This is a genomic window from Burkholderia sp. FERM BP-3421, from assembly GCF_028657905.1.
In the GTDB taxonomy this organism is placed as follows: domain Bacteria; phylum Pseudomonadota; class Gammaproteobacteria; order Burkholderiales; family Burkholderiaceae; genus Burkholderia.
Genome location: NZ_CP117780.1, coordinates 278,376 through 295,343, shown reverse-complemented (window position 1 = coordinate 295,343; position 16,968 = coordinate 278,376). Strand labels below are relative to the sequence as shown.

18 protein-coding genes are annotated in these 16,968 nt (G+C 69.3%); 4 read left to right on the top strand and 14 right to left on the bottom strand.

All coding sequences use genetic code 11. The features are described from left to right. Window positions 1–143 precede the first annotated feature (143 nt). The gene (locus tag Bsp3421_RS02280) at window positions 144–479 is read right to left on the bottom strand and encodes an H-NS histone family protein (RefSeq protein WP_273995644.1); all 336 of its coding nucleotides are present in this window, start codon (window positions 477–479) and stop codon (window positions 144–146) included. A 287-nt stretch (window positions 480–766) separates the two neighbouring features. Here Bsp3421_RS02280 and Bsp3421_RS02275 point away from each other — a divergent pair, with 287 nt between their 5' ends. From Bsp3421_RS02275 to Bsp3421_RS02260, 4 genes are all read left to right on the top strand, one after another. Beyond that, complete coding sequence (locus Bsp3421_RS02275) at window positions 767–1,393, top strand: TetR/AcrR family transcriptional regulator (RefSeq protein WP_273995642.1); 627 nt, start codon at window positions 767–769, stop codon at window positions 1,391–1,393. A gap of 224 nt (window positions 1,394–1,617) precedes the next feature. Then, a complete protein-coding gene (locus Bsp3421_RS02270; protein WP_273995664.1) occupies window positions 1,618–2,460 on the top strand; it encodes an alpha/beta fold hydrolase in 843 nt (280 codons plus the stop codon). Window positions 2,461–3,091: 631 nt separating this feature from the next. Continuing rightward, window positions 3,092–4,360 (top strand): hypothetical protein, encoded by a 1,269-nt coding sequence (locus tag Bsp3421_RS02265; RefSeq protein WP_273995641.1) that lies wholly within the window; start codon window positions 3,092–3,094, stop codon window positions 4,358–4,360. Window positions 4,361–4,719: 359 nt separating this feature from the next. Continuing rightward, a complete protein-coding gene (locus tag Bsp3421_RS02260) occupies window positions 4,720–5,490 on the top strand; it encodes a YdcF family protein (RefSeq protein WP_273995663.1) in 771 nt (256 codons plus the stop codon). Between the two features lie 407 nt (window positions 5,491–5,897). Here Bsp3421_RS02260 and Bsp3421_RS02255 read toward each other — a convergent pair whose 3' ends face one another. The 13 genes from Bsp3421_RS02255 to Bsp3421_RS02195 form a co-directional block, all read right to left on the bottom strand. Further along, window positions 5,898–6,779, bottom strand: coding sequence for a hypothetical protein (locus Bsp3421_RS02255; protein WP_273995639.1), 882 nt, complete (start codon window positions 6,777–6,779; stop codon window positions 5,898–5,900). A 13-nt stretch (window positions 6,780–6,792) separates the two neighbouring features. Then, window positions 6,793–7,338 (bottom strand): hypothetical protein, encoded by a 546-nt coding sequence (locus tag Bsp3421_RS02250; RefSeq protein ID WP_273995638.1) that lies wholly within the window; start codon window positions 7,336–7,338, stop codon window positions 6,793–6,795. Between the two features lie 330 nt (window positions 7,339–7,668). Then, window positions 7,669–8,475: a lytic transglycosylase domain-containing protein gene (locus tag Bsp3421_RS02245; protein ID WP_273995637.1), complete on the bottom strand. Its 807-nt coding sequence runs from the start codon at window positions 8,473–8,475 to the stop codon at window positions 7,669–7,671. Further along, the gene (locus Bsp3421_RS02240; RefSeq protein WP_273995636.1) at window positions 8,453–9,532 is read right to left on the bottom strand and encodes an EscU/YscU/HrcU family type III secretion system export apparatus switch protein; all 1,080 of its coding nucleotides are present in this window, start codon (window positions 9,530–9,532) and stop codon (window positions 8,453–8,455) included. Before Bsp3421_RS02240 ends, Bsp3421_RS02245 begins: the two co-directional genes overlap by 23 nt. Further along, window positions 9,529–10,314, bottom strand: a complete 786-nt coding sequence (gene sctT / locus Bsp3421_RS02235) for a type III secretion system export apparatus subunit SctT (RefSeq protein WP_273995635.1) — start codon at window positions 10,312–10,314, stop codon at window positions 9,529–9,531. The genes Bsp3421_RS02240 and sctT overlap by 4 nt, the downstream gene beginning before the upstream one ends. Next, the gene (locus Bsp3421_RS02230; protein ID WP_252984986.1) at window positions 10,311–10,580 is read right to left on the bottom strand and encodes an EscS/YscS/HrcS family type III secretion system export apparatus protein; all 270 of its coding nucleotides are present in this window, start codon (window positions 10,578–10,580) and stop codon (window positions 10,311–10,313) included. The genes sctT and Bsp3421_RS02230 overlap by 4 nt, the downstream gene beginning before the upstream one ends. Before the next feature lie 22 nt (window positions 10,581–10,602). Further along, window positions 10,603–11,253 carry a type III secretion system export apparatus subunit SctR gene (gene sctR, locus Bsp3421_RS02225; RefSeq protein WP_273995634.1) on the bottom strand — a complete coding sequence of 217 codons (651 nt, stop codon included), beginning with the start codon at window positions 11,251–11,253 and terminating at the stop codon, window positions 10,603–10,605. Window positions 11,254–11,351: 98 nt separating this feature from the next. Further along, the gene (sctQ, locus tag Bsp3421_RS02220; RefSeq protein WP_273995632.1) at window positions 11,352–12,320 is read right to left on the bottom strand and encodes a type III secretion system cytoplasmic ring protein SctQ; all 969 of its coding nucleotides are present in this window, start codon (window positions 12,318–12,320) and stop codon (window positions 11,352–11,354) included. Beyond that, window positions 12,301–12,756 (bottom strand): hypothetical protein, encoded by a 456-nt coding sequence (locus tag Bsp3421_RS02215; protein ID WP_273995631.1) that lies wholly within the window; start codon window positions 12,754–12,756, stop codon window positions 12,301–12,303. Before Bsp3421_RS02215 ends, sctQ begins: the two co-directional genes overlap by 20 nt. A gap of 4 nt (window positions 12,757–12,760) precedes the next feature. Beyond that, the gene (locus tag Bsp3421_RS02210; protein WP_273995630.1) at window positions 12,761–13,144 is read right to left on the bottom strand and encodes a hypothetical protein; all 384 of its coding nucleotides are present in this window, start codon (window positions 13,142–13,144) and stop codon (window positions 12,761–12,763) included. Then, complete coding sequence (locus Bsp3421_RS02205) at window positions 13,117–14,454, bottom strand: EscN/YscN/HrcN family type III secretion system ATPase (protein ID WP_273995629.1); 1,338 nt, start codon at window positions 14,452–14,454, stop codon at window positions 13,117–13,119. Before Bsp3421_RS02205 ends, Bsp3421_RS02210 begins: the two co-directional genes overlap by 28 nt. Then, window positions 14,441–16,522 (bottom strand): EscV/YscV/HrcV family type III secretion system export apparatus protein, encoded by a 2,082-nt coding sequence (locus tag Bsp3421_RS02200; RefSeq protein ID WP_273995628.1) that lies wholly within the window; start codon window positions 16,520–16,522, stop codon window positions 14,441–14,443. The genes Bsp3421_RS02205 and Bsp3421_RS02200 overlap by 14 nt, the downstream gene beginning before the upstream one ends. Further along, window positions 16,519–16,887, bottom strand: coding sequence for a secretion protein (locus tag Bsp3421_RS02195; RefSeq protein ID WP_273995627.1), 369 nt, complete (start codon window positions 16,885–16,887; stop codon window positions 16,519–16,521). The genes Bsp3421_RS02200 and Bsp3421_RS02195 overlap by 4 nt, the downstream gene beginning before the upstream one ends. Window positions 16,888–16,968 lie beyond the last annotated feature (81 nt).

Sequence of the window (16,968 nt, the reverse complement as noted above, 5' to 3'; positions counted from 1 at the left end):
GCGCGCGGCGGCCAGATGCAATACACGATGCATGCGCCGGCCAATGAGCGTCTCGCGTCGATACCGACCGGTGCGCGCTCAGGCATGCCGCCGCGTGCTTGCCGGCCGCGGTCCCGCGCGGGACGCGCCCGGATGACGCCGCGTCAATTCGTCTTGGTCTTCTTCCGGCTCGCCGCAACATCGGCGATCACGAACTGGCGACGGTCCTTGCCCCGAATCCACCGGGGCACGTTGCCGCGGCCGCACCACTCCTGTCCGCTCGTCGGGTCGCGGTAGCGCGCCGGCAGCGCTTTCACGGCGTACGCGCCGCGGCGGCCGTTTCGACCGACGAGGTCGCGATGTTTGATCGCGTAGGCGTCCATCAGCGCGTGAACGGTCGCGATCGCATCGATGCGTTCGCGTGCGCGCGTGCGCTCGATTTCCTCATCAAGTTCGGCCAGCTCGACCACGAGCTGCACATAAGTCTTGTTCGCGCTCATCTTCTGCTTTTCTGCTCCGTATCCGCATGCAAATCGCCATGATTCGCATAACTAAGATATGGCTTTGTGGAGACCCCGAGGAGGCGTCGACCTGATGGACCCGTGGTCAACCCCTGCGCGCTTCGGCAACGGAGCACGGGGCGATGGACAACCCAGGAACATCGACGCGTCCCGGGCCGAAACCCGCCGGCCCGGCCTCCGCATTTGTGCATATATCAAGTGATATGTGAATGAAAACGTAATAATAGCCAGTTGAATTTTAAATATCAACTGATATCCTTCGCGTCATGAACACGGCGGCCACCCCCCCGCGGCTGAGCCGCGAAGAAAGTCGATTGCAGACCCGGACGCAGCTGCTCGCGGCGGCGAAGCGGCTGTTTGTGGAGCGCGGCTTCGGCGCAACCTCCCTCAGGGACATCGCGGCCGAGGCCGGCTATACGCAGGGCGCTTTCTATTCGAATTTCGCGAGCAAGGAAGCGCTGTTCGTGGCGCTGATGCACGAGCGCTCCAGGACGCAGGTGACCGACATCGCCCGGATCTTGAGCGATCCGTCCGCGTCGGCGGACGACATCCTGGACGCGCTGGAGGCGTGGGCGCAGAAGCTCGACGCCGAGCCCGAGTGGTCCGTGCTGGGCGTTGAGTTCAAGTTGCAGGGGGCGCGCAGCCCGGTGTTCGCCGAGACGTCGCAGGCCTTGCTGGATGCCCATCGCGACGGTCTTGCCCATTGCATCGCGCAGATCTTCGCCCGGCTGGGGAAAGTGCCGCCCGAGCCGCCGGCCGTCTTGGCCGCCGCCTTCATGGGGCTCTCCCAGGGCCTCGCATTGCAGCGCTCGATGCTCTCCGAGGTGCCCATCGGCCATATGATCATGGTGTTCCTGCGCAGCTTGCTGGCCGCTTCGCCGTCCGTGCGCTGATGTCGGCGCGTCCGCCGTCCCGACCCGCGTGGTCGCGGGACGAGCGGCTTCGATCGGCGCGGCCCGCGGCGAGCCTGCATCGGACGGATATCGCGGCGCAGCCGCCTGCGTCGCGCCCGGCGCGCGCCGACGGGCGCCCGGAATCCGCTCCTATAATGGCGCTTCCCTTGTCGCGCGCGAACGTCCCCGCCATGTCAACCCACTCGTCTCGCAGCCGGCTGCGCATGCAGCGATTGATCCTCGGCGTCGCCGCCGCCCTCGCTTTCTCCCACGCCCAGGCCGCCGCGCCGCGCTGGCAGACGCTGCCGCCCACGCCGGCGCCCGTCGCCGGCGCGCAGCACGGCCGCGCCGACGTGAACGGCATCCATCTCTACTACGCGACGATCGGCCGCGGCTCGCCGGTGATCCTCCTGCATGGCGGCCTGTCGAATTCCGATTACTTCGGTCATCAGGTCCGGTCGCTGATGAAGCATCACCAGGTGATCGTCGTCGACAGCCGAGGCCACGGCCGCAGCTCGCGCGATGCGCAGCCGTTCGGCTATGACCTGATGACGGACGACGTGGTCGCGCTGATGGATGTGCTGAACCTGCGCCGGGCCGACATCGTCGGCTGGAGCGACGGCGCGATCATCGGCATCGACATGGCGATCCGCCACCCCGAGCGCGTCGGCAAGGTGGTGGCGTTCGCGGCGAACACGCGGACCGACGGCGTGATCCCCGACGTCGAGAAGAACCCGACCTTCGCCGCCTTCATCCGGCGCGGCGGCGACGAATACCGCCGCCTGTCGCCGACGCCGAAGGAATACGACGCCTTCGTCGAGCAGATCGGCCGCATGTGGGCGTCGCAGCCGAACTGGAGCGACGCGCAGCTCAAGGCGATCCGCACGCCGGTGCTCGTGATGGACGGCGATCGCGACGAGGCGATCAAGCGCGCGCATACCGAGTACCTCGCCGCGACGATTCCGGGCGCGGGCCTGCAGATCCTGCCGGACACGAGCCATTTCGCGATGCTGCAGGACCCCGAGGCGTTCAATTTCGCGGTGGAGCATTTTCTTGGCGATCGGTAAGGCGCTGCCGTCGGGCGATCGGCTGAATGCAGTGCGGCTGGCGCAGCCGCGGTGCGCGTATCAAGCGGCGGATGGCGGGCGAGGCCGGCGCAAGTCCGCCCGGCTTTGAAGCGGGCGCGGGCCGCGGTCGATGGCGCGAAGCGCATGACATCCGGACGCGAATTCCGATAACCCCCGCGCATTTGTGAAAAGCGCGGGCCGATCGTCCCGCTATGATGGATTCCCTCCCGGCCGGGGACCCGCGCAGGGCCGGTCGTCTCCAAGGCGCCGCTCGCACGAGGCGAGGGTCATGCTCCGGGCAGCGGCCCGCTGCCCGGACGAGCGCGTGCAAGACGGCGTGCCTGATCCCGGTTTACCCAAGGAACAACGCGGGCTGCGTTGTTCCTCAGGCAGATGAGTCAGGGAGCGAAGTCATCGAAGCGGATCGCATTCGATGGCTTGCGTCTTCACGCATGAGGACCGGAAGCGGACGGACAGGCCGCCCGCGTTGTCGCGATAACAATTCGCATGACTGATCAATGTGCGGTGGAATCGCGCACGGCGGCGTCGGTTTCGGCGCTTTCCGGCAAGTGCGAGGCGATTCAATCGGAACCCACTCCGTCATCCCTCAACTTCAACTAGGTCATCCATGATGTCTTCATCCATTCGCTTCGACGCAGCTCGTCCGACGCTCTCCCTGAGCAACGAGCGTTTGACGCACATGCTGAGCGGCGATCTGAAAACCGCCACGCAGATGAGCTTGTGGGAAAAGTTCAAGGATCTGTTTCGCGTCGACAAGCAGCAGGACGCGCTGAACGCGCTGTTCACGCTGCTGGATTGCCAGGGGCCGGCGCGCTCGTTTCATGCCTTCAACCAGCTGGCGCGGATGGCCACGCCCGACAATCGCACGTTGTTTACCATCGCGGTGGAGCCGAATCAGGACGGCGGCAAGGTCAGCTACGTCATCAATGGGCGGGTGGTGAAGGCCGAGCAGGTATCGCCGGAGGCGCGGGAGATGATTCTCGCGCATCTGGGCGCGCCGCTGGATGCCCGGCAGGTGAAGGCGCAGGCGTCGTCGCTGGAGGATCACCGTCTGGATGCCGCGCCGGGCATGGCATCGCTGGTGGACAGCGACTTCAGCGCGGGCGGGGTGCACAAGCGCTTTCATGCGGGAACCGGCGTGTTGCAGGCGCGGGACGACGTCGGTCGAGCGGACTTCGTGCGCGAAGGCCAGCTCGAGACTTATGCGGCATCGCGCCCGGATCTGCAGCACTATGTCTCCACGCAGCAGCCGATTGCCGCGCCGCCGCGCGTCAGCGATACATTCGCCTACGCCCGCGTCGCGCAGTACGACCCGCAACGCATCGTCAGCCGCGAGCTGGACGCGAGCCTGGCCGCGTTGTCTCCCGAACAGGCCGGAAGCCTGGCGGCGCAACTGGTGGATATGGCGAGAACGTTCTACGGCAACCAGGTATCCCATCGCGATCTGCACATGCAGAACCTGCTGGTGCATCGGCGCGAGGAGGACGGCGCGGTGTTCCTGAAGGCCATCGATTTCGGCCGCGCGCGGTTCGGTCCGGAATTCGAGGCCGAGCGTTTCAACGACATCGACTATCTGTTCAACCGCGAGGGCTGTTCGCTTGCGGAAACGGTGGGGCGCAACTATCTGGCGGGCAAGGACTCGGCGGTCGCCAGGAAACACTACCCGCTTCACAAGCTCCTGGAATGCTTCAATACCCGGGGCGCGGACGTGACGGAGACCTTGTCCGGGATCGGCCGGATGCTGAAGGCGGATTTGCAGGCCGCCGGGCCCGAGGACGCGCCGCGCATCGACCAGGCGTTCGAGCGCGCCTCGGCATCCGTGCAGATGATCGTGGCCAATCTGGTGCGTCCGCAGTTGGGGGTGGGCGTCTTCGCTTGACGGCGACGGCGCGTTCGCCCCGTCTGCCCGATGCCATGCCGACGGGCCTGCCCCGATGCGCGGCCGGGATCGTCCGACCCGGCGGGCTCGCGGCGATCCCGGCAAAAACACAAGGATCCACCGGCTTTCGAAAGCCGGCCGCGCCGCATGCGGCGATGCTCGATCCCCGATCGCGTGCCCGAGGCGCGCAGCGTCGTTGCACGACGGCCCGCCCGCCTCGGAATGGCGCCCGAGGCGGCCGGCGGCGAGCGACGCGCCGGAGCATGCCGGCCATGCCGTCCCCCCTTCTCCCACGCGTGCGTCGACGCCGTTTGACGGCTTCGACGTCGCGGACTTCCAACCCGATCCTCCCGAACCCAATGATTTTCCTGTTGATTGTTCTGTTGCTCGCCGCCTCGCTGGCGTGCGTCGTCGCGAAGCGCCGCCGCGTCGCCGGATGGCTGCATGTCATGCTGCTCGTCGTGATCGTCGGGGTGGGCTGCGGCCCCGTGCCGAGCGTGTTGTTATCCCGGCTGCAGGCGGACTATGAAGCCAACCCGTCGATCGAGTGGGGACGGCGCAACGCGATCGTCGTGCTGGGCGCGGGGACCGAGCGCGTTCCCGGCGACGGCGCGGTCGAGCCGGGTCCGTTTTCCTATGCGCGGCTCGTCGAGGCCGCCGCGCTCTACCGGCGATGTCGCCTGGCGCAGGTGCACTGCACGCTGGTCGTGAGCGGCGGAGACCCCGCCCGGAACGGCGTCACCGAGGCCGCGGCGTATCGCGGCGCGTTGACCCGGCTCGGGGTGGAGCCCGCGGATATCCTGCTCGAACCCGAGAGCAGGAGCACGTGGCAGAACGCGCAGTATGTCCGCGGCGTCATCGCCGTGCTCAACCCGGAGCGGGTGCTGCTGGTGTCGTCCGGGTTTCATCTGCGGCGCAGCATGCTGTATTTCGGCCATTTCGGCGTCGACGTGACGCCGATGCGCGCCGACTACCTGCGCGTCAAACTGTCCGTGCTGCCGCGTGCGTACAACTTTGCGATGGCGGATCTCGCGCTGCACGAATATGCCGGGATCGCGCGATATCATCTTTACAACGCGCTGGGCCTCAATCCGTTGCAAGTCCGCGTGCGCGTCCCCTTGTCTCGTTGAGCGGGTGCGCGATCATGGCCGGCCGCGGCGAAGCCGGCGGCCATGATCGCGAAACTTCGCGGGCGGAAGGGACGGTTCGGTCTCCTTGAGGAGGCGGGGGGGCCCTTGCAACCCACGGAGCGCCATGCCGCGCAGCGCGTTCCTGCACCGCGCATCCGCCGCGACCGGTGCCGGTCGTCGAGATGCCGCGAGACGCATGCCGGAGCGACGTCGACCTTGCTGGCGGCGGGCAGCGTTTGCGCCATGGCCCGTTGTCGTCGCCGTCACGAGCCAGGATCCCGCCGCCGCACCGCGCACGACGACATCGCGTCCGATCGCGGCGGATATCGCGGCCGAAAGCGAATCCGCCGGCCTGCATCGGATGTCGGGCCTCACCCTCGGGCCTCGCCCTCGAATGCCCGCTGTCCTCAGGCTGTCGAGAATGAATCCTGCGGCGGCAGCGCCCGCATGAGCCTCGTCCTGGCGGTGTCGATCCTCGACCTCAGCATGTCCACTTCGCCCTGGAGCGACTGGATCATCGCCTCGTAGCGCTGCCTGGCGGCATCGTGGCGCGCGGCCTGACGCTCGACCTCCTCGTTCCGTTCCGCTTCGAGCCGCTGCTGCTGTCCCTCGTGATTGAACGCGACGCCCCTGCCGCTCGTGCCGCTCGCTTCGGCCAGCGTCGGACGCACGAGCGCGCTCAGTGCGCTGACGACGGTGCCGACGGCCGGCGAAGGCGCGAAGAAGGCCGTAAACAGCGTACCGACCGTGAGGCTCGCGCGCAGGCCCATCGATCCGTAGGCGGCGATTTGCCTGGCCTGCTCGTTCGACGCGTGGGCGCGTTTCCCCACCGCGTAGATGACGTTCGCGAGACTGTCGCCCGCCATCGGCAATCCTTCGCCGCCCGCCGCCTTGGAGCGCCACTCGTACAGCGCGCAGGCGGTATCGGCGCTCGCGAGCGCGAACGCCAGCCCGGCCAGGGCGAGCAAGGGCGCACCCGCGCCGCCGCTCAGCACCGTCACGGCGATCGCCGCGCCGAGCCCCACCGTCGCCGCGGCCAGCGCGAGGGCCTGGACCACGAACTGGCGCCGGGCGGTATCCACGCCGAGCGCCTTGGCCTTGTCATGGCTGCCGTGCGCCTGCTCCACGGCGTTCGCCAAGGTCGGGCTCGCGACGTCGCTGCCGTGCCGCGGCGGCGCGATGCCCGAGGCTTCGCATGGACTTGGCGCGTCACGGGTCGTCGATGGCGCGGCGACCGACTCCGTCGATCGAATCGGGGCTGATCTGCTCGTATCGGTGATGGACGGCATGTCTGCGTTTCCTCTATCGGTTGAGGTTGGTCAGATGCGCTTCGGCCCGCGCGCGGAGATGCTCCGTGGCGGGGCCGCCGTTCTCCACGCCGTAACACAGCGAGAGCGCGGCTTCGAACGCGTCGCGCGCCGCGTCGAATGCGTCGAGCCCCTGCAGGCATTCGCCGATATGAAAAGCCACGAACGGATCGTCCGCCTGCATCGACAGGGCATAGTTGAAGAAGGTCAGCGCGTGGCGGAATTCCCCCTGGCTTTGCAGGCCGCATGCGAACGCGAAATGAAACCGCCGGTCGAGCGGCTGCAACAAGGTCAGCAAGCCGAAATCCGAGGTGGCCGAGACCGGGTCGCCCGCATTCCAGGCGTCGTAGCCGCGCGCATAGAGGCGCTCCAGCGCGGCGGGATCGTATCCGTGCAACTCGGCGAGGCTCGCCTGGCCCTGCAGGATCGCGAGGCTTCGGGCGTCGAGGGCGTCGGACCGGGCTGCGGCCGCGTGGTCCGGGGGCGCGGCAGCGCGCCGGTGCGGAGCGATCCGGTTTTCCATCCGTTCATCAGCCAGCATGTCCATCCACCTCGTCAATGTGTTCAAGCGTTGGGGGCGCCGCCGTCCGGTGTCGCGCCTTGCGCGGGGAAGCGGGCGCGGGCGATGCGACCTGGCGCGGCGTCGGGATCGTGACGGCGGAGGGCATGGATCGGGACGCGCGAGCATGCCGTTCGCCGGTGGGGTTCGATTGATCAGGATCACCGATGACGATCACATCGTATGTCCGGGGATTCGACGTACCTTCCGGATTTCGACGCGCGGTTTCGTTTTTTTCCCGCCGGGATGCCGGCGCGAGCGGATCGGGAAAACCGCGCCGCGTCGCGCCGCATGCCCGGCGACGACCGGACTTCAAGGATTCGGCGAGGCCGACGCGCGAGGCGAGGACAGCAGCAAGCCGGCGAGCTTGCCCAGCATCGCGACGGACGACGGCCGGGCGCGCGTGGCCGGCGCGGGACGATGCCGGCCGGCGTCGCCGGCGGTGGCGGCTGCGGCCGCGATGGTCGCGCCCGCCTCGCCGGGCGACCGGTAGCGTTTGAGCACGGCGCTCACGTAAAGCTGCGTCTCGCGATACGGCGGGATCTGCCAGCCCGACTTCATCACCGCGCCTTCGCCGGCGTTGTAGCCGGCGACGGCGAGTTCGAGCTTGTTGTCGAAGGTCTTCAGCAGCCATTTCAGGTAAGTCGCGCCGGCCCGCAGGTTGGTGTCGGGATCGGCGAGATCGGTGAAGCCGAAGCGCCGGCCGGTCTCGGGCATCACCTGCATCAGGCCCACGGCGCCCTTGGGGGAGCGTGCGTCGGCGTCGTAGTCCGATTCGGTTTCGATCATCGCGTGCAGGAGCCCGGCGTCGAGGTCGAACTGCCGCGCCACCGCGTCGATCATCGCGTCGTAGCGCGCGCGCCGCGCGGCGGGCTGGGGCGCGCGATCGGCCGACCCGGCGAGTGCGGCGGGCGGCGTGGGCGGCGCGGGCGCGGCTTGCGCGCCCACCGGCCCGCCGTCGGCCCGGGCCGGTTCGACGCGGGTCCAGACGAGCGGCGCGGGCGCGTCCTGCGCGGCGGCCGTCAGCGCGTGCGTGAGCATGAGCACGGCGAGCGCGAGCCACCCCCGGCGGCGCCGGCGGCCGAGCCGCGGCGGATCAGGCGGACGGACGGGGCGCATCGTCGTCGTCGTGGTCGGGCTCGTAGTCGAGGTGCATGACGAGCCGCAGGATGTGCGCAACGGGGTCGAACAGGTCGGGCGGAATGACCTGGCCGACCGCGAGGCGTGCGGCGAGCGCGCGCGCGACCGGCACGTTCTCGACGACCGGCACGCCGGCGCGCTCGGCGAGCGCGACGATATGCAGCGCGCGCTTGCCGCGCCCCGTCTCGACGACTTCGGGCAGCGGCGCGGCGACTGGATCGTAGTAGAGGCACACGGCGACGTGGGTCGGATTGCGGACGACCACGGTCGATTTCGCCACGTTCGAGGCGAGGCTGCCGCTTTGCACCTCGCGGTGGATTTCCTTGCGCTTGTGCTTCAGTTCGGGGTTGCCTTCCGAATTCTTGAATTCCTGCTTGATGTCCTCGATCGACATCATCAGCTGCTTGGTCGTGTTATAGCGCTGGAACGCGAAGTCGGCGAGACCGAACAGCACGTAGAAGCCGATCAGCGCCGCCCACATCCAATACAAGAGCCGCACGCTGACCGCGAAGCCGCACTCGACGCTGCACAGCGGCAGGAATTGCAGCGACGGCGCATATTCGCGGATCAGGTAATAGAAGATGATGGACAGCACGCCGACCTTGAACAGCGACTTCGCGAACTCGAACAGGCTCTTCATCGAGAACATCTGCTTCGCGTTCGCGATCGGGTTGATCTTGTCGGCGGAGGGCTTCAGCGCCTCGGGCGCGAGCAGCGGGCCGATCTGCGCGACGACCGCGATCACGGTCACGCCGATCACGACGAGCGCGAGGCCGATCACGAAGCGCGCGACCACCGCGCCGAGCACGCCGAGCCAGCGGTCGAGGGCGGTGACGAGATCGTCGTTGACGACGTCGATGGACGCGCGGGCGAGCGCCTCGAAAGCCTGCATCAGACGCGGGCCCTCGAACAGGAAATAACCGAGCAGCACCGCCAGCTGCGCGCCGCTCGTGATTTCGGCGCTTTTCGCGACCTGGCCCTTGCGGCGCGCATCGGCGCGCTTCTTGGCGGTGGGCTGCTCGGTCTTCTCGCTCATCGCAGCCCGTTCGTCAGCGCGGCGGCATGTTCGACGAGCCGAAGGCTTTCCGCGAGCGGCAGCTGGAACGCGAAGTTCGCGCAGATGATCATCAGCAGCAGCGCGAACGCGCTCTTGATCGGCATCGCGATGAAGAACACATTGAGTTGCTGGGCCGAGCGGTTGACGAGCCCGAGCGCCATGTCGACCAGCAGGATCGCGACGATCGCGGGCATCGCGAAGCGCAGGCACAGCGTGTACATCAATTGCCACTGCTGGCCGAGAAAGCCGAGCGCGGCCGGACGAAAGCGGAACGCCGCGCCGGGCGGCAGCGTCAGGTAGGACGCATAGATCGCTTCGAGCAGCGCATGAAAGCCGCCGAACATCATGAACAGCAGCGAGAACACCTGCGAAAACACGATGCCCATCACCGACGACTGCTGGCCGAGCAAGGGATTGAGCACGCTCGCCATCGAGGCGCCGCGCATCGTGTCGATCAGGAAGCCCGCCATGTCGAGCGCCCAGAACGGCACCGCCGCGCAGAACCCGATCATCAGGCCGATGCTCAGCTCGCCGCACGCGAGCCACAGATACGCGGCCCACGACCGGGCCGCGTCGGCGGCGGGCCACAGATCGTGCAGGGCCAGCACCGGCAGCGTGATCGCGAGCACCAGCGCGTTGCGCGCGAGCGCGCCGCCGAGCGTGCCGGTGCTGAACACCGGCACCAGCAGCATCGCGCCGAGCGGGCGCAGCATCGACAGCGCGACCACCGGCAGCCATTCGACGGCCATCGCGGCCGTCATGGCCCCATCCTGCCGATCTGGTTGAAACTCTGCGTCGCATAGTTGATCAGCACGTCGCCCATCCAGTGATAGGTGGCGGCGAGCGTGACCGCGACGGCCAGCAGCTTGATCAGGAACTGGATCGTCTGATCCTGCACCTGGGTCAGCGCCTGGACGAGGCTCACGAGGATGCCCACCACCGACGCGACCACCACCACCGGCAGCGACAGCAGCAGCACGAGCCACATCATCTGCGCGGCAAGCTGGGTAATGACGGCTTCGCTCATCGGACGGACGCGCGCGACGCGCTCAGCTGAACGACAGGACGAGCTGGCCGAGCAGCTTTTCCCAGCCGTTGATCAGGACGAACACGAGCAGCTTGAGCGGCAGCGCGATCGTCATCGGCGACACCATCATCATGCCCATCGCGAGCAGCACGTTGGACACGATCAGGTCGATCGCGACGAACGGCAGGAACAGCAGCAGGCCGATCTTGAACGCCTCGATCAGCTGGCTGACCGCGAACGCCGGCATCAGCACGATCAGCGAATCGTCCGGAATGCGGTTGCGATACGGTTCGGGCCAGGTGCGATGGCCGATGTCGGCAAAGAAGCGCACCTGCGTCCGGGCGGTGTTGCGCACGAGGAAGTCGCGGTACGGCGCGAGGATGGTGGTCTCGACCTGCTGCGTGAAGTGCTTGTCGTCGAGACGCACCGGATGCTCGGCGAGGTTGTCCTGGATCGCGAGCCCGACGGGCGCCATGATGAACAGCGTGAGCACGAGCGCGAGCCCGTAGAGCGCGATGTTCGGCGGGATCTGCTGCGTGCCGAGCGCGTTGCGCAGCAGCGCGAACACGACGGCGAGCTTGAGGAACGACGTGCCGAGCACCACCAGCAGCGGCAGGATCGACAACGCGAACAGCACCACGATCAATTGAACGGGCTGGTCGAGCACGCTCATGCATCACTCCGCGAGAAATCATCATCGGGTGCATTGTGCGGCGCGCGCGCCGCGACGCCCATCCGGCGGAGACCTGAACCGGCGGCGCGCCCGCACGGCTACACGAAGTGCTCGATGCGGATCGCGAGGCGTCCGTCGATGTCGAGCAGCATGCCGCGCGCGAGCGGCCGGCCGCCGATCTTCAGCGTGCACAGGCCGTCGCCGATCGCGGGGCCTTCCAGGATGTCGCCGGGCCTGAGCGCGGCGAGCCGTTCGAGCGGCACGTCGATCGCCGCGGCCTGCGCGATGATCCGCACGCTCGCGTCGAGCGGCAGGACGCCGGGCGGCGTCGGCGCGGGAGCGGCCGGTTCGACGTCCAGCCAGTCGTCAAAGGTTTCCATCGTGACTCCTATCGTGTAGCCGAGCGCGTCGCAGCGGGTGACGCTGGCGAGCGGCCGGTCGGTGAACAGGCCCAGTTCGCCGTCGGCGACGGCGTAGGCGTGGTGCAGCAGCAAAGCGTCGCCGCGGTGCAGGCGCGCGAGCTGTGCGGTGTCGATGCAGCTCCAGCCCGCGATCAACGCCGCGCGCAGCGCCGGCGCGGGCCGGCCGGGCGCGGGCGCATCGAGCGGATCGAGGTCGGCGGCCAGCTGCGCGATCCAGGCGGGCGGCGCATCGAGGATCAGCAGATCGAGCGTCGCGCCGGCGCGTTCGAGGCGCAGCAGCCACCGGTGCGCGATCGGGGAGGCCTCCGGCTCGACGGCCTCGGCGTCCGGCCACGCGAGCCCGGCCGCCGCCGCGCACGGCGCGACGCAGGCCAGGGTCCAGGCGGCCAGCGGCGCGCGCAACTCGTCGGGAACGGCATGCCAGTCGGCGACGGGCAGCACCGGGGCGATCCAGCGGCACCATTGCGCGCTGTCGCACCAGGCGCGCACGACGGCGTCGTCGGCGCGGGCGGTCAGGACCAGGCCCGCGCCGCCGCCGCGGCGAAACAGCAGGGTCAGCGCGTCCGCGTCGCGCCGATACGCGCGGCCGTGCCCGAGCGTGCGCAGGACGGCGGCCGTGTCGGCGTCAAGCGGGATCGGTCGCATCGCGCCAGGTCACGACGGTGGGGCCCGCGAAACGGGCGGCGCAGGCCGCCTCGATCCGCGCGCGATGACGCGCGGCGCGCGCGCGCTGGCCGGCGTTCGCCGGGATGAGCGTGATGATCAGCGTGCCGTGTTGCACGCGCGCCTGCACGACGAGCCCCGCGAAGCGGCCGCCGGTCAGGCGCCAGCTCAGCGCATCCGCGGTGGCGCCGGGCCGCCCGTCGAGCGGTTCGAGGCGGGCCGCCGCCGCGTGCGCGACGGACAGGCGCCGCCGCCGCGCCTCATCGTCGCCGTCACGCGCCGCGTGCTCGTCGCGGGGCTGCGTCAGGCAATCGGCGAAGCGTCGCGCGGCGGCGTCCGGCGCGGCGGCGCGCCGCGATCCGGCGACGCCCGCCGCGCACGCGCCGGCGGGCAGGCCGGGCTTGAACTGAACGGACATCGTGTCACTCCAGCAGGGTCTTGAGTTTTTCGTGATCGATCTGCGCGCGGCGCAGCAGCGCGCGCTGCTGATCGCGTTCGAGCCGCAGCTCCGTGCATTGCGCGTCGACCAGCTCGACGCGATCGACGAGCGTCTGGTCGCGATGGTGATAGCCGGCCAGCTCGTGCTTGAGCATTTGCAGCGAGGCGTGATCGTGCACCCCGTCGACGGCGATGCAGGTGCGCCAGGCATTCCATAGCGCACGCCGCTCGTCGAGCAAGGCGGCCTTGTCGGCGAGCAGCGCGGTTTCGCGCTGGTCGAGCAGCGCAAGCGCGGCGCGGATGTTGCGTTCGCGCCGCACCTTGAGCGCCATGAGCGTGGTCAGGGTCGAGCGTCCACCGTGTTCCATAACTGTTCGAGCGTTTGGTCGAAAGAGGTTTTATCCGTGACGGATTGACAGAGGAATTGCCGGATCGCCTCGCGGCGGGCGAGGGCGTCGTCGGCTTCGGGATCGGCGCCGTGCCGATATTCGCCGACCCGCACGAGCAGTTCGATGTCGCGATACACGGCGTCCAGCCGGCGCAGCCGCGCCGCGCCGTCGCGATGGCGTGCGGCGACGATCCGGCTCATCACGCGGCTCACGCTCGCGCCGATGTCGATCGCCGGATAGTGGTTCGCCTCGGCGAGCTTGCGCGACAGCACGATGTGGCCGTCGAGGATCGAGCGCACCTCGTCGGCGACGGGTTCGTTCAGGTCGTCGCCTTCGACGAGCACCGTGTAGAGGCCCGTGATGCTGCCCGTGGCGGCCGGGCCGGCGCGTTCGAGCAAGCCCGGCAGGCGCGCGAAAAAGCTGGGCGGATAGCTGCCGGCGGCGGGCTTCTCGCCGGCGGCGAGACCGATTTCGCGGGCGGCGCGCGCGAAGCGGGTCAGCGAATCCATCATCAGCAGCACGTCGCGGCCCTGGTCGCGGAAGTGCTCGGCGATCGCGGTGGCGGTATAGGCCGCCTTCAGCCGTTCGAGCGCGGGGCGATCGGAGGTGGCCACCACGACGATCGCGCGCGCGCGCGCCTCGGGCGTGAGCGTGTGTTCGAGATACTCGCGCACCTCGCGCCCGCGCTCGCCGATCAGTGCGAGCACGGTCACGTCGGCGAGGCTGCCGTCGCAGATCATGCCGAGCAGCGTGCTCTTGCCGCCGCCGGCGGCCGCGAAGATGCCCACGCGCTGGCCGCGTCCGCAGGTCAGGAGGCCGTCGATCGCGCGCACGCCGAGCGGCAAGGGCGTGTCGATGATCGCGCGTTGCAGCGGATCGGGCGCGGCGCGCGCCAGATCGACCCAGGCGGCACCGTCCGGCGCCGGCGGGCCGGGGTCGATCAGACGGCCGAGGCCGTCGACCACGCGGCCGAGCAGGAACGCGCCGACCGGGATCCGGTGCGCGCGGCCGAGCGGCCGAACCGCGCAGCCGGCGGCGATGCCGCGCGGTTCGGCGAACGGTGACAGCAGCGCGGTGTCGCCCTCGATCGACACGACCTCGGCGTCGATGCCGGCGGGTTCGAGGCGGCAGAGGTCCGCGAGCCCGACGTGCGGCAGCGTCGCGCGCAAGAGCGTCGGGCCGACCTCGGTCACGCGGCCGAAGCGCTGCTGCGCAGCGGGCGCATCGCCGCGCGGCGCGAGGCGCGCGGCGACGCGCGCGCGCAATGGGTCGAGGTCAGGCAAGCGCATCGGCGGGCTCCCCGATCAGGTCGACGGTGCCGATCACGCGGAGCTCGGCTTCGTCGCCGATCTCCTGGAACGACAGCACGGCGAGGCCGCCGAATTCGCGCTCGACCATCTTGCGGATGAAGCGGCGCACGTCGACCGCCGTCAGCAGCACGATGCGGCGCAGGTCGGCGCCGGCGAGCGCGGCGCGGATCCGGGCGAGAATGGCGCGGTTGGCTTCGGCGCCCAGCGACGAATAGGAGCCGGCGGCGGTCTGGCGGATCGACTCGCGCACCATCGCCTCGATCCGGTCGCCGATCATCCAGCCGCTGATCCATGCCTGCCCGGCGCGATAGCGCGCGCCGATGTGGCGGCGCAGCGCGATGCGCACGTACTCGACCAGCATCACGGGATCCTTCTCGCGCGGCGCCCATTCGATCAGCGCCTCGAAGATGCTGCGCAGGTCGCGCACCGAGATGCCTTCCTCGACGAGCCGCTGCAACACGTCGGCGATCCGTCCGATCGGCATCTGGCGCTGCACTTCCTTCACGAGTTCCGCGTAGCGCGCTTCCATCGCATCCATCAGGAAACGGGTTTCCTGCACGCCGACGAACTGGCTCGCGAAGCGCTCGACGACGAGCGACAGGCAGTGGACGATGCGCGCTTCGTCCCGATGCAGCACGATGCCGAGCGCGGCCAGCGTCTCGGCTTGCCCCGGTGCGATCCAATGCAGGCGCAGCTTGCCGAACGGCAGGGTGTCGACGCGCTCGCTGTGGGCGACGCGCGCGCCGCGCGCATCGGCGAGCAGCAGGTCGCGCGGCACGGTGAGCGCCAGCACGGGTTCCTGGTACAGCAGCACCTCGACCGTGCCGGCGTCGAGGCCGGCCGAGGCCTGCAGGTGGATGTCGGGCAAGGGCAGGCCCAGCTGCTCGAAGGTGCGCCAGCGCAGCGCTTCGAGCGCATCGGCCAGCTTGTCGGCGCGCGCGGCGGATTCCGCGAAGCGGATCATCAGCGGCACGGCGCCCGGCGTCATCGCGGTGCCGGCCGGGCCGCCGCCGGGCGCCGCGCCCGCCGCCGCGGCGCCCGCGGCATGCGCCGCGGGCCCGGCCGCGCCCGCGCGGCGGCCGCGCCGCTTGAGCAGCCAGGCCCCGCCGAGCATCAGCGCGGCCAGCGCGAGGAAGTACGCCACCGGAAAGCCCGGCAGCACCGCGAACACCAGCAGCACCGCGCCCGCGAGCCACAGGGCCTGGGGCTGCCGGCCGATCTGCTCGGTCAGGTCCGCCGCGAGCGACTGGCGGACCTCGCCGGGCACGCGCGTGACGATGATGCCCGCCGTGATCGAAATCAGCAGGGCGGGAATCTGTCCGATCAGGCCGTCGCCGATCGACAGGATCGCGTAGGTCGACATCGCCTCGCTCGCGCTCATGCCGTGCATGAACACGCCGACCGCCGTGCCCCCCAGGATGTTGACGAGGATGATGATGATGCCGGCGATGGCGTCGCCCTTGACGAACTTCATCGCGCCGTCCATCGCGCCGTACAGCTGGCTTTCCTTCTGGACGAGGCCGCGCTGGCGGCGCGCCTCGTTGGCGTCGATGATGCCGGCGCGCATGTCGCCGTCGATGCTCATCTGCTTGCCGGGCATGCCGTCGAGCGAGAAGCGCGCGCCGACCTCGGCGACGCGCTCCGAGCCCTTCGTGATGACGATGAACTGGACGATCGTGATGATCACGAACACGATCAGCCCGACGCCGAGATTGCCGCCCACGGCGAAGCTGCCGAAGGTGTAGACGATCTCGCCCGCGTCGGCCTGCAGCAGGATCAGGCGGGTGGTGCTGATCGTCAGCGCGAGCCGGTACAGCGTCGTGATCAGCAGGACCGACGGGAACGCGGCGAATTCGAGCGGGTCGCGGATGTAGAGCGACATCATCAGCAGGATGATCGCGATCATCAGGTTGAACGCGATCATCAGGTCGATGAGCCCGGTCGGCAGCGGCACGATCATCATGAACACCGCGACGAGCAGCAGCACCGCGAGCGCGATGTCCTGGCGCGACGCGACGATCGCCAGCCAGCGGCTGATCCGGTTCACCGCGCGTCCCCCGCATGCGCGTCGAGCAGGCGGCGCAGCGTGCGATGCGCGTCGAGCCAGGCGCCGACGTCGTGCGCGGCGTCGAGCGTGCAGCTGAGCATCAGGTCGCGGCGCAGCGCGCAGGCCCGCAGGATCAGGCCGCCGTGGCGCGCCGGATCGCAGCGTGCGACAAGTCGTCGCAGGGCGTCGTCGCGGCGCGCGGCGTCGATCGGCCGCGCGACGGACAGCACCAGCCGGGCGCCGACGGCCTCGATGAAGACGCGCAGCGGCGGTTGGGCGAATTCGAGGCGCGAAGCGATGCGCGAGCAGGGCAATTCGAGCAGCCGCAGGAACTGTTCCAGCTTGCGCTCCGTTTGCAAATCCATGCGACTCCTGAAGAAAAAATCCTTCCTCTGCGGAAAGGCACGACGCATCTTCTATAATCACGGCCGCACGAACCATCCGGC

What these genes read in the sequence shown, in the direction of transcription:
- Bsp3421_RS02255 (WP_273995639.1), bottom strand. Translation starts at nt 6,779, where the DNA reads ATGCCGTCCATCACCGATACGAGCAGATCAGCCCCGATTCGATCGACG.
- sctT (WP_273995635.1), bottom strand. Translation starts at nt 10,314, where the DNA reads ATGACGGCCGCGATGGCCGTCGAATGGCTGCCGGTGGTCGCGCTGTCG.
- Bsp3421_RS02245 (WP_273995637.1), bottom strand. Translation starts at nt 8,475, where the DNA reads ATGCGCCCCGTCCGTCCGCCTGATCCGCCGCGGCTCGGCCGCCGGCGC.
- sctQ (WP_273995632.1), bottom strand. Translation starts at nt 12,320, where the DNA reads ATGCGACCGATCCCGCTTGACGCCGACACGGCCGCCGTCCTGCGCACG.
- Bsp3421_RS02205 (WP_273995629.1), bottom strand. Translation starts at nt 14,454, where the DNA reads ATGCGCTTGCCTGACCTCGACCCATTGCGCGCGCGCGTCGCCGCGCGC.
- sctR (WP_273995634.1), bottom strand. Translation starts at nt 11,253, where the DNA reads ATGAGCGTGCTCGACCAGCCCGTTCAATTGATCGTGGTGCTGTTCGCG.
- Bsp3421_RS02265 (WP_273995641.1), top strand. Translation starts at nt 3,092, where the DNA reads ATGTCTTCATCCATTCGCTTCGACGCAGCTCGTCCGACGCTCTCCCTG.
- Bsp3421_RS02250 (WP_273995638.1), bottom strand. Translation starts at nt 7,338, where the DNA reads ATGCTGGCTGATGAACGGATGGAAAACCGGATCGCTCCGCACCGGCGC.
- Bsp3421_RS02260 (WP_273995663.1), top strand. Translation starts at nt 4,720, where the DNA reads ATGATTTTCCTGTTGATTGTTCTGTTGCTCGCCGCCTCGCTGGCGTGC.
- Bsp3421_RS02230 (WP_252984986.1), bottom strand. Translation starts at nt 10,580, where the DNA reads ATGAGCGAAGCCGTCATTACCCAGCTTGCCGCGCAGATGATGTGGCTC.
- Bsp3421_RS02210 (WP_273995630.1), bottom strand. Translation starts at nt 13,144, where the DNA reads ATGGAACACGGTGGACGCTCGACCCTGACCACGCTCATGGCGCTCAAG.
- Bsp3421_RS02215 (WP_273995631.1), bottom strand. Translation starts at nt 12,756, where the DNA reads ATGTCCGTTCAGTTCAAGCCCGGCCTGCCCGCCGGCGCGTGCGCGGCG.
- Bsp3421_RS02240 (WP_273995636.1), bottom strand. Translation starts at nt 9,532, where the DNA reads ATGAGCGAGAAGACCGAGCAGCCCACCGCCAAGAAGCGCGCCGATGCG.
- Bsp3421_RS02280 (WP_273995644.1), bottom strand. Translation starts at nt 479, where the DNA reads ATGAGCGCGAACAAGACTTATGTGCAGCTCGTGGTCGAGCTGGCCGAA.
- Bsp3421_RS02270 (WP_273995664.1), top strand. Translation starts at nt 1,618, where the DNA reads ATGCAGCGATTGATCCTCGGCGTCGCCGCCGCCCTCGCTTTCTCCCAC.
- Bsp3421_RS02195 (WP_273995627.1), bottom strand. Translation starts at nt 16,887, where the DNA reads ATGGATTTGCAAACGGAGCGCAAGCTGGAACAGTTCCTGCGGCTGCTC.
- Bsp3421_RS02275 (WP_273995642.1), top strand. Translation starts at nt 767, where the DNA reads ATGAACACGGCGGCCACCCCCCCGCGGCTGAGCCGCGAAGAAAGTCGA.